This is a genomic window from Catenibacterium sp. co_0103 (assembly GCF_004168205.1).
Classification (GTDB): domain Bacteria; phylum Bacillota_I; class Bacilli_A; order Erysipelotrichales; family Coprobacillaceae; genus Catenibacterium; species Catenibacterium mitsuoka_A.
In genome coordinates, this window is the sequence record NZ_RCYB01000017.1 from 25,339 (window position 1) to 36,404 (window position 11,066).

Genomic DNA, 11,066 nt, shown 5'->3' on the forward strand with positions numbered 1-11,066 from the left:
GTTATTTTTGAATGTTGTAACGAGAAAGTACCGTAGTACTTCCTCTTTACAACACACAAAGTGTGTGTTGATTAGTGATTAGTTATTTAAAAGCTTATCTTCATCAGACCAAGAATATAATGAACGGATATCAGCACCTACTTTTTCACATTCATGTTCATTGTGTAACTGTCTCATTGCTTTGAAGTGAGCCTGTCCACCTGCTGCTGACATTTCAAGTAAGAATTCTTTAGCGAATGAACCATCCTGGATATCAGCTAATACTTTCTTCATTGCTTTCTTAGTGTCTTCAGTGATTAATTTAGGACCAGTGATATAGTCACCATATTCTGCAGTATTAGAAATAGATTTTCTCATACCTTCGAAACCTGATTGGTAGATTAAGTCTACGATTAACTTCATTTCATGAATACATTCAAAGTATGCATTCTTTGGATCGTAACCAGCTTCTACTAATACTTCGAAACCAGTCTGCATTAACTGACATACACCACCACAAAGAACTACCTGTTCACCAAATAAGTCTGTTTCAGTTTCAGTTCTGAATGTAGTATCTAATAGACCAGCTCTTGCACCACCGATTGCAGCACCATAAGCTAATGCATAATCATGAGCCTTACCAGTGTAATCCTGTTCAACCGCTACTAGACAAGGAGTACCTTTACCTGCCTGATATTCTGAACGTACTGTATGACCTGGAGCTTTTGGCGCAATCATAGTTACATCAACATTCTTTGGTGGAACGATCTGATTGAAATGAATATTGAAACCATGAGCGAACATTAACATATCGCCTTCGTTTAAGTTTGGTTCGATAGCTTCTTTGTAAAGCTTAGCCTGTAATTCATCAGGAATTAATACCATGATGATATCTGCCCAAGCAGCTGCATCAGCAGATGTCATAACCTTAAGTCCCTGTTCTTCTGCTTTCTTCCAAGACTTAGAACCTTCATATAGACCAACAACAACGTCTACTCCAGATTCTTTAAGGTTTAATGCATGTGCATGTCCCTGAGAACCATAACCGATGATAGCAACCTTTCTACCATCCAATAAAGATAAATCACAGTCTGTGTTGTAATAGATTTTAGCCATTTTTATTTACCCCCTATTTTTCTTAGCTTTCATCTTTTCTATATCAAAATCATCTAGTCCTCTTCCGATGCCAGCAATACCAGTACGGACGATTTCGGTGATATTGAACGTATCTAACATTGTGAGAATACCATTGATCTTATTTTGATCACCAGTGACTTCCACAACGAGTGAATTTGGCGCAACATCTACAATCTGCGCTCTAAATATATTGACTATTGACACAATATCAGGTCTTTGTGAGTGGTCTGCTTCTACCTTAATAAGCACCAATTCACGATAGACTGAATGGTCATCATCTAACGGAAATATTTCAATTACATCTTCCAGCTTTCTTAACTGCTTTTTAATCTGTGCAAGAGTCGCTGGTTCTCCTCTTGCAGATACTGTCATACGTGAGACTGTTGGATCGTTTGTTTCACCAACGGTCAATGAATCAATGTTGTAGCCTCTTCTAGAGAATAATCCAGCCACACGGCTTAATACGCCGGCTGTATTATCAACTAGAATAGACAGGACAAGTCTTTCCATTAAGCGGCCTCCCTCATATCCTTATGTATTCTATTCATTGCTGAAATAATTGCTTTAATAGTTGCAGTTGTAATATTTGGATGAACACCTACACCCCATTCAATAATAGATGTGCCTTTTGCTCTAAGCTGTACATAAGCAGCAGCCTTAGCACTTGAACCAGATGTTAATGCATGTTCTGAGTAATCTAATAAGTGAATATAATGGTATCCATTATCATTGAAGGCATTCTTAACTGCATCAATTGGACCATTACCATAACCAATAATTGTACGTTCTTCACCATGATCACGAATTGTTAATTCTACTTTTCTTTCATATTCGTTTTCTGCATCTTCTGAGACATCTGTTAGTTTCTGATAAATGAACTGGAATGGTTCTTCATTTTCAATATATTCATTTCTGAATGTATCATAGATTCTTTCTGGTGATACTTCACCTTCTGCTTCAGAGATGTTCTGTACAATCTTTGCGAAATCACCCTGTAGTGGTTTAGGTAAATGATAACCAAAGACTGTATCCATAACGAAGGCCACACCACCTTTACCTGATTGAGAGTTGATTCGAACGATTGGTTCATATTGTCTATTTAAATCAGCTGGGTCAATTGGTAAGTAAGGCACTTCCCATTGTTTCTGATGTCTTTCATGATATTTATGCATACCTTTATTAATAGCATCTTGATGGCTTCCAGAGAATGCTGTGAAGACTAACTGACCAGCATATGGAGAACGAGGATCAACTTCCATCTTTGTACATTCTTCATAAGTACGCTTGATGTCATTCATCTGTGTGAAGTCAAGTTCTGGATTAACACCATGTGTATACATATTTAATGCAACAGTGACGATATCTACGTTACCTGTTCTTTCACCATTTCCAAATAGTGTACCTTCTACTCGATCAGCCCCTGCCATTAATGCAAGTTCTGTTGCAGCAACACCACATCCTCTATCATTATGTGGATGAACTGAGATAATAGCTCTTTCACGATCTTTTAGGTTTCTACATACATATTCAACCTGATCTGCAAAGACATTTGGTGTATCCATTTCTACAGTTGAAGGAAGATTCACAATCACTTTATTATCTTTAGAAGCACCCCATACATCTAAGACTGCATCGACTACTTCTACTGCATAATCCATTTCTGTACCAGTAAAGCTTTCAGGTGAATATTCAAGAATGACTTGACCTTTAAAGTTATCACATAACTTCTTTACAAGAGCACAGCCATCTGTCGCAATCTTCTTAATTTCATCTTTATCTTTGTTGAAGACAACATCTCTTTGAAGAATACTTGTTGAATTATAAATATGCACAATAGCGCGGTCTAATCCATCAAGGGCTTCAAATGTTCTCTTAATTAAGTGTTCACGACACTGAGTTAATACCTGAACAGTGACATCATCAGGAATGAGGTTTTCTTCAATCAATAATCTTAAGAAATCATATTCAATCTGTGAAGCTGAAGGGAATCCTACTTCAATTTCCTTGAATCCAAGTTCAACTAATAATTTGAACATCTTCACCTTTTCCTGAATATTCATTGGTGTTACTAATGCCTGGTTACCATCACGTAAATCTACTGAACACCAAATAGGTGATTTTTCAATTGTCTTATCTGGCCATGTGCGGTCTTTCAAGCTCACCGTTTCAAATCTCTTGTACTTTTGGTAATTCATCATAATTATTTATTCTCCTTTCCAACCTATAAAAAAAGCCCTCGTCCTTACTAGCGTAAGAGGACGAGAGAATAATTCTTCGTGGTTCCACCTCAATTTATTGATATCTCACAATATCAACCTTATCGAGTACGCTTTATATATAAAGTACATACTCTAGCGAGATAACGGTCGCAAATGCCGTAGCAGCCTACTTAATTAAGTGCTCCACTCAAGGATGAGTTCAAAGATGATCAAACAGTTCTTTACACCAGCCAGAACCTCTCTGCGCTTTCATCATTCCCCTACTAGTTCCTATCAAAGTCGTTTTCTTTTGGGTTGTTGTGTTTATCATATACTTCTCACTTAGACATGTCAACAAACTTTTTCACTTTCTTTCCTTATTTTCCTAATTATATTAATTATTTATCAGATTATCAGTTTTATAAGCGTTTTCTTGTAATGGCCTGTATAAATATTATTGTAATATTCAATATTATTTTCATTGTTTTTAATTACAGACATTTTTATATTTACTTCGCAAAATATTTATTATATTAATAATTATTTATCTATTCAAACTATAAAAAAAGATGTCTTTCGACATCTTATCTCTGTAATGCAAGCTTGATTAATTCATCAATAAGAGCTGGTGTATCTAGTCCTGCATCTTTCATTAATTGAGGATACATAGAGATATTAGTAAAGCCAGGCATAGTATTGATTTCGTTTAAATAAACGTTTCCTGTATCGTTATCATAGAAGAAGTCACATCTAGCTAGACCTGTACCATCTACTGCCTTAAATGCCTTCACAGCAGCCTGTCTGATATAATCCTGGATAGACTGATCTACTCTTGCAGGAATGCATGTTGCACTCTGTTCATCTTCATATTTAGATTCATATGTATAGAATTCACCATGAGGTAAAATCTGTCCTACACGTGATGCACTGATATCATCATTACCAATGACAGCACATTCTAATTCTGTCGCATTAATAGCTTTTTCTACAACAACATGACGGTCATAAGATGCTGCTTCATGAAGTTTTGGTAGTAAATCAGTTAAAGTATTAACCTTATAACAGCCTACACTTGAGCCAGAACGGCTAGCCTTTACAAAGCAAGGGAATCCTAAGTGTGTATAGATTTCCATTTCTACATTAAAGCTTTCTCTACCTTCATTATCTACTACAACTAATTTATCATCATATCTCTTCTTGACATATAGAGAAGGCACCTGGGGAATATTAGCCTGATCAAATAGCTTCTTTGCATAGATCTTATCCATTGCAGTACAAGATGCCATCACACGGCATCCAACATATGGCACCTGAGCCATTTCTAATAAGCCCTGGATAGTACCATCTTCACCAAACTGTCCATGTAATACTGGGAATACAACATCAAATGATTTTAGGAAAGTGAAATAATCATTGATCTTTGTAGCACCTTCTAACCAGTTATCACTAGAGAAATCAGTAGAAACTAAATCATACCATTCTCCTTCTTTTGTAATACCTGCAACTTTAATATCATATTTACTCTTATCACAATTTTTATAGATATTCACACATGACATACGGCTAACAGCATGTTCTGTAGACTGTCCACCACATACTAATAATAACTTCATCTTATTAATTATTCTCCTTTAAATCATTAATGACTTCTTTTAAATGCATACCATTAGAAGCCTTGACTAGAACAACATCATTTTCTTCTAGACATTCCTGCAAATAAGCACTTAAAGAGGCATTATCATCAAAATGATAAGCAAGGCCTGGTTTTGCTTTATTTACTTCGTCTGAAATATAACGCGCAGCAGGTCCTACAGTCAAGACTAAATCAATATTCTTTTTAAGTAAATGTGCACCTACAGCACGATGAAGCGTTTCTTCATAATCACCAAGTTCTAACATATCCCCTAATACTGCAATTTTACGACCTGCATAGCCTGATAATACATCAATACTTGATTTCATAGAATCAAGATTCGCATTATACGTACCATCAATCACACGGATATGACGATCAAGTGTTAAGATATCATTTCTATTCTTAGTGAGTTCAAATGTTTCAATACCCTTGATACATTTTTCCATTGGAATATCTAATAATAAACCAACCTGAATCGCAATTAATGCATTGAAGATAAAATGAACACCTGGTACATAGACTCTTACATCATAATCCTGCCCATCTACTTTTACTCTAAATGATGACATATCTTCATTCAAGATAATATCAGTTGCTTTTAAGTCTGCTTCACTTTCAATACCAATTGTTTTTAAAGAGATTCCTTCAGGATGGACAGTAGATAGTAAATCATTGTCGTTATTGACTACTAAAGTACCATGATTCATACCATGTATGATTTCCATCTTGGCCTGTAAGATATTTTCTCTTGAACCAAGTTCACCAATATGTGCTGTACCAATATTTGTGATTGCTGCAATGTCAGGTAATGCAATCTTAGTTAAATAATCGATTTCTTCTAAATGGTTCATACCCATTTCAATAACCATAACTTCTTCACCATTATAACGAAGAATAGTTAAAGGTAAACCAATATTATTGTTGTAGTTACCCTGTGTTTTTAATGTTGTATATTGTTGGGAAATAACACTTGCAATCATATCTTTAGTACTTGTTTTCCCTGCTGAACCAGTGATTCCTACAACCTTTGCATTTGAATGAACACGTACATAACGTGCTAAATCACCTAATGCCTTCATTGTATCTTCTACTAGAATCACATTGTGTACATCATCTTCTATAGGATGACTTGTCAAAGTGGCTGTTGCAGCATTTTCAAAAGCCTGTGAGATATAGTCATGCCCATCTTTAATACCTACTAGAGGGATATATAGGTTTCCTGGCTGAATAACACGTGTATCCTGTGTAAAGCCATTCACCTGGTCATCTAAGTGACCATTTAAGAGTTTTCCGTTTGTTGCCTCAATAATTTCGCTTATTAACATATAATCATCTCCATTTTTTACCCACCCATTATAGCATAAATCTTATATACAAAAAAAGACACTGAAGTGAATCAGTGCCTAATTATCAAATATCACTGCATACTTTGTATTAGAAGTGTTTACAACTTTCCAATCCTGATTATCTTTCACAAATAGATGATCATTCACAATCTGCATACCACCGATACGATGTGACTGGAATTGATATACTGCAGTTGGTTCTTTCTTTTCAAAATCTAGACGATACATCTTTACATCATTACCAACATAATAGATTGCTTCATCACTCACCACAAACATAGAATAACCAATATCATTTAAAATAATCTGGGATTCTTTTGTTTGCACATTCACTCTACCAATTGTCATTTTAGGTGTAGTGAAATATAGGTAACCATCTCTATAGACCGAACCATAAACTTGTTCATTATAAATAGCATCTGTGGCTTTAGTAGTCATATTATAAGAAATAATAGAACTCTTACCAGTTAGATAAATAATATCTCCATTAAAGTTCATATTGTAGATATGTTCATCTAAAAGTTTAGTAGATGTTTTATCTGAAATATCATAAACATATAAACTTTCATTATCACTATCATTCTGATAATAGAGCTTATTATCATGATAAGTCATATAGAATGCTGAAACATCCTGTAATGTTTCAGACTTTTCTGTCTTTGTATCAAGAACACAGATATGATGATCTTTATCTGTATAATAAAGCTTTTCTCCGACCAGATTTAAATAAGTTGCATACTTGATATCATATGTCTTTACAACATTCATATCTTTATCTAATTTCACTAATTTGTTAGATGCATTAGACATGAAGATATAGTGATCATTGGCTGCGACAGTTCCATCATTAGATAAATTAGAATATTGTTCAATTTCTGTTGTCTTCTTTAGTTTAATTACAGAATTCATTTCTTCTGAAGTGCTCGAATTACCATCTGCCCATTTAATATTATCAGAATGATTCAAATAATACTGTGCACCGGTAGTCGCAAGTATTAAGACAAGTACTGATATAATAACTACTTTCCAGTTAATCTTACGTGATACCTTTTCCGGTTCATATGTTTTTTCTTCTTCATGATAAATACGTGATGTAGGAATAAAAGACCCTTGAGGACGACGTGATGTTGAAGCAGCTCCTAATGGTTTTCCACAATAAGAACAGAACTTCGCATGAGGAATGTTCTGATGACCACAATGAGGACATTTATCATCTAGCGGTGTACCACAATAGGGACAGAAATGTGACCCTTCTGGGATTTCTTTATGACATGTAGGACAAATCATTTAGTTGTCATCTCCAGTCTTTTCTTCATCTACAACCTTATATTCTACATCAATGATATCAGGATTATCATTACGTGATGAAGACTGAGATTGATATTGAGATGAATATTGTGATTGTGCTTCTTCATACTGTTTTCTGATTTTCTTTAATTTAAAATATTTCCAGATTTCATAAACAATAAACATGATCAATAAGAAAGGCCATGCATAAGCAATAATGTTTAAGAATACAGATAAAACTAGAAATATAATTATAAAATAGATTAGTGCATCCATATATTTTTTCTCCTTTAAGTGTCGTCATTATATGTTTCTATTGTAAACAAATGATGAACTCACAGAAATTATACCAATTTCAAACAAAAAATAGAAGATGCCTTAGACATCTTCTAAAATTTCACATATTAGTAGTTAAAAAGGTCTTTAAGAGCAATACCTAAGCCCTTCGCAAATTGATCAATGGCTTTAAGACTCACATTTCTAGTACCTCTTTCTACATCAGAAATATAATTCTTAGAAAGATGACATCTAAATCCTAGTTCTTCTTGAGAGATTCCCTGCTGCATTCTTAATTCCTTAATACGCATTCCAAATCTTTCTGTGACAGTCATTATTCTTCCTCCATCTGACGAAGACGTGCAGCTTCTTCTTTGATTTTCTTAAAACGATGGTGAAGACCAGATTTAGAAATTGTCTGACCTGTCTTATTAAAATACACATCTGCTAGTTCATTAAGTGTAAGTTCTGGGTTTTCTAAACGAATCTGTGCTACATCCGCAGTTTTAGAATCTAGAATTTCTATGCCTGCTTTATCAATCACATAAGCAATATCTTCAATCTGTTTTGCACTCGCTGTCATAGCCTTCATTTCATTCGCAATATCGCAATTATTCCATCTATTGACAGTATTAGCCATAGAACGGTCAATACGTGTTGTTTCAAATTCCATAACAGAAGTAGAAGCGCCTATAGCACGTAAGAAGTCTCCTATTCTTTCTGCAGATTTCATATAGATAACATAACGATTACGTCTCTTGATCACATGCGCATTTAAACCATAGCTATTCAACATAGTTTCAATATATTGTGCAAGAGGTTCATCTTGTACACTCATCTCTAAATGATAATTAGATGTATCGGGGTTATTGACTGATCCACTTGCAAGAAATATACCTGCAAGATAAGCTCTTCTTGTGCGATCATCATATAAAATTTCATCAGAAGGTAACATAGTAAATCCTAGACCTTCTAATAAATGAAGATCTTCTAGTATTTCTCTTGCCTTTGAAACCTTAAGAAGATAAACATTATTCTTCTTAAGCTTCATCATCTTTTTTACTTTAAATTCAATTGAAGGTGCATAAAGTTCTTTAAGAAGTTTATGCATCTTTGACGCTATTTTTGCGTTTTCTGTACGGATCAGGAGAGAGAGTCCCTGTCCTAACATCAGTGTTCCATTGGTTTTTAATAACGCACAAAGAATCGCTTTTGAACAGTCATGATCAAACTCATTAAATACGATCTCTTCCTTTACTTTTCTTGAAAACGACAACATTTCTTTTCACATCCTCTAGTGGTCAGCATCACGATGCCACTTATATACTTTATAATATTTCTTATAATGGTCTGCAAGGAAATTAGTTAATGTGACAGAACGGTGCTGGCCACCTGTACAGCCAATACCGACAATCAATTGCATTTTTCCTTCTTTTTCATATTCTTTCAATAAATAATCATAGTAAGACAAAGTCCTTTTAATAAATTCCTGAGTTTCAGGTTTTTCCATAACATAGTCATAGACTTCCTTATCATTTCCTGTCTTATTTCTAAGTTCAGGAATATAGAAAGGGTTTGGTAGGAATCTTACATCAAGAAGTAAATCAGCATCCTTAGGAATACCGAACTTATATCCAAATGATACAAAAGACACACGGAATACTTCTCCTGTTTCATGATAGAAAGATGCTTCTAGTCTATCCTGTAAAGCTGTACGCTTTAATAGAGTTGTATCAATGATTAAATCAGCCTGTGTCTTAATTTGTTCATATTCCTGGCGTTCTAATTCAATAGAGTCATAAAGTGTATTGGCTTTATTCATGATCATCATTGGATGAGAACGTCTTGTCTGCTTATAACGCTTTAAGATTTCCATATTTTCACAATCTAAGAATACAACAGTCAAATTGATCCAATCCATATTCGTTAATTCACGAATTGCCTGAAGTGCATCTCCTAGATAGATTCCCATCGCAATCTTGCCACCTAAAGTTTCATCTAATAAATAATCTCCAAACTGTTCAAGTAGTGCAACTGGATAGTTATCGATACAATAATATCCCATATTTTCAAATATAGCCATGGCAGTAGATTTACCTGCACCTGACATACCAGTAACTAATACAACTTCTACATTCTTCATAGACTTATATCCTCCTCAACCTCATCTATTATAACATACAATCATAAGGGTATAAAGCATTCAAAAAGAGAACTATCATTAGTTCTCTTCAACAAGCTTAGCAGCATATTGTCCAGCAATTGCACCATCATTTGCCGCTGTGACAACCTGTCTTAATGTCTTTGTTCTGACATCACCAATCGCAAATATTCCAGGAATTTTTGTTTCCATATGTTCATCAACATCAATATAACCCTGTTCATTTGTGATGCCTAAATCCTTCACAAAATCAGTGACTGGATCTAAACCAATAAATGGGAAAATACCCTGTACATAAAGGTTTTCTAGTTCTTTTGTATCACTATCTTCTAGTTCTAAGCCTTTTAATGTATCATCTTCTACAATTAAAGCATGTGGCTTCTTTTTGAAGTGGAATTCAATCTTTTCATTATTCAGTGCTTTCTTCACTAGATAATCATCTGCGCGGAAGACATCACGTCTCATAATAATATGAACCTTTTCTGTAATACCAGCAAGATAGATTGATTCTTCAATCGCACTATTGCCTCCACCAATGACAGCAACTTCTTTTCCTCTAAAGAATGGTCCATCACAAACAGCACAATAAGAAATACCTTTACCTGTCATTTCATCTTCTAAGTGTAGTCCCATTTTTCTTTCTTTAGTTCCTGTCGCAATGATCACTACGCGAGCTTCTAGTTCTTCTTTAGAAGTAATAACCTTCTTATAGTCACCTTCATCTACAATAGATTTCACTTCTGTCATCTTTAACTGGGCACCGAAGTTAAGAGCCTGTTCATACATATCATATGCAAGCTGAGGACCCATCATCTCTTTTATTCCTGGATAGTTTTCGATGTGAGCTGTTAAGTTTAATTTACCACCTGGTGCACCTGATTCAATAATAGTCACATCAGCACCTGCACGACTTGCATAGAGTGCAGCAGTAAGTCCTGCTGGCCCACCACCAATAATTATAATATCTTTCATAATTTCCTCCATTTCCCCGCGCCTTCGTTGCGCGGACACAAATATATAACCAAACTCAAATCCCCCAAAACTCT

11 protein-coding genes and 1 other annotated feature are annotated in these 11,066 nt (G+C 34.8%); all 11 genes read right to left on the reverse strand.

The annotated features are described in order from the left end of the window. Nucleotides 1-78: 78 nt before the first annotated feature. Nucleotides 79-1,095: a ketol-acid reductoisomerase gene (ilvC, locus tag EAI80_RS04695; RefSeq protein WP_129981120.1), complete on the reverse strand. Its 1,017-nt coding sequence runs from the start codon at nt 1,093-1,095 to the stop codon at nt 79-81. A 6-nt stretch (nt 1,096-1,101) separates the two neighbouring features. After that, on the reverse strand, nt 1,102-1,626 hold the full coding sequence (ilvN, locus tag EAI80_RS04700) for an acetolactate synthase small subunit (RefSeq protein ID WP_129981121.1): 525 nt from the start codon (nt 1,624-1,626) through the stop codon (nt 1,102-1,104). After that, nucleotides 1,626-3,314, reverse strand: coding sequence for a 2-isopropylmalate synthase (gene leuA, locus EAI80_RS04705; RefSeq protein WP_192924003.1), 1,689 nt, complete (start codon nt 3,312-3,314; stop codon nt 1,626-1,628). Before leuA ends, ilvN begins: the two co-directional genes overlap by 1 nt. 53 nt (nt 3,315-3,367) lie before the next feature. After that, nucleotides 3,368-3,621 (reverse strand) — a binding site (T-box leader). Between the two features lie 277 nt (nt 3,622-3,898). Then, nucleotides 3,899-4,927 carry a D-alanine--D-alanine ligase family protein gene (locus tag EAI80_RS04710; RefSeq protein WP_129981122.1) on the reverse strand — a complete coding sequence of 343 codons (1,029 nt, stop codon included), beginning with the start codon at nt 4,925-4,927 and terminating at the stop codon, nt 3,899-3,901. 4 nt (nt 4,928-4,931) lie between these two features. Next, nucleotides 4,932-6,275 (reverse strand): UDP-N-acetylmuramoyl-tripeptide--D-alanyl-D-alanine ligase, encoded by a 1,344-nt coding sequence (gene murF / locus EAI80_RS04715; protein WP_129981123.1) that lies wholly within the window; start codon nt 6,273-6,275, stop codon nt 4,932-4,934. A gap of 78 nt (nt 6,276-6,353) precedes the next feature. Further along, a complete protein-coding gene (locus EAI80_RS04720; protein ID WP_129981124.1) occupies nt 6,354-7,583 on the reverse strand; it encodes a DUF5050 domain-containing protein in 1,230 nt (409 codons plus the stop codon). Further along, nucleotides 7,584-7,859 (reverse strand): hypothetical protein, encoded by a 276-nt coding sequence (locus tag EAI80_RS04725; RefSeq protein WP_129981125.1) that lies wholly within the window; start codon nt 7,857-7,859, stop codon nt 7,584-7,586. A gap of 128 nt (nt 7,860-7,987) precedes the next feature. Beyond that, nucleotides 7,988-8,194, reverse strand: a complete 207-nt coding sequence (locus tag EAI80_RS04730; protein WP_129981126.1) for a helix-turn-helix transcriptional regulator — start codon at nt 8,192-8,194, stop codon at nt 7,988-7,990. Continuing rightward, nucleotides 8,194-9,138, reverse strand: coding sequence for a DNA-binding protein WhiA (whiA, locus tag EAI80_RS04735; RefSeq protein WP_129981127.1), 945 nt, complete (start codon nt 9,136-9,138; stop codon nt 8,194-8,196). Before whiA ends, EAI80_RS04730 begins: the two co-directional genes overlap by 1 nt. A gap of 15 nt (nt 9,139-9,153) precedes the next feature. Next, entirely contained in the window at nt 9,154-10,002 is an 849-nt protein-coding gene (rapZ, locus tag EAI80_RS04740; protein WP_022424408.1) for an RNase adapter RapZ, read from the reverse strand. Between the two features lie 78 nt (nt 10,003-10,080). After that, complete coding sequence (gene trxB / locus EAI80_RS04745) at nt 10,081-10,992, reverse strand: thioredoxin-disulfide reductase (RefSeq protein WP_129981128.1); 912 nt, start codon at nt 10,990-10,992, stop codon at nt 10,081-10,083. Nucleotides 10,993-11,066: the final 74 nt, after the last annotated feature.

Coding starts and splice junctions, on each gene's coding strand:
- ilvC (WP_129981120.1), bottom strand. CDS start 1,095: ATGGCTAAAATCTATTACAACACAGACTGTGATTTATCTTTATTGGAT.
- ilvN (WP_129981121.1), bottom strand. CDS start 1,626: ATGGAAAGACTTGTCCTGTCTATTCTAGTTGATAATACAGCCGGCGTA.
- leuA (WP_192924003.1), bottom strand. CDS start 3,314: ATGATGAATTACCAAAAGTACAAGAGATTTGAAACGGTGAGCTTGAAA.
- EAI80_RS04710 (WP_129981122.1), bottom strand. CDS start 4,927: ATGAAGTTATTATTAGTATGTGGTGGACAGTCTACAGAACATGCTGTT.
- murF (WP_129981123.1), bottom strand. CDS start 6,275: ATGTTAATAAGCGAAATTATTGAGGCAACAAACGGAAAACTCTTAAAT.
- EAI80_RS04720 (WP_129981124.1), bottom strand. CDS start 7,583: ATGATTTGTCCTACATGTCATAAAGAAATCCCAGAAGGGTCACATTTC.
- EAI80_RS04725 (WP_129981125.1), bottom strand. CDS start 7,859: ATGGATGCACTAATCTATTTTATAATTATATTTCTAGTTTTATCTGTA.
- EAI80_RS04730 (WP_129981126.1), bottom strand. CDS start 8,194: ATGACTGTCACAGAAAGATTTGGAATGCGTATTAAGGAATTAAGAATG.
- whiA (WP_129981127.1), bottom strand. CDS start 9,138: ATGTTGTCGTTTTCAAGAAAAGTAAAGGAAGAGATCGTATTTAATGAG.
- rapZ (WP_022424408.1), bottom strand. CDS start 10,002: ATGAAGAATGTAGAAGTTGTATTAGTTACTGGTATGTCAGGTGCAGGT.
- trxB (WP_129981128.1), bottom strand. CDS start 10,992: ATGAAAGATATTATAATTATTGGTGGTGGGCCAGCAGGACTTACTGCT.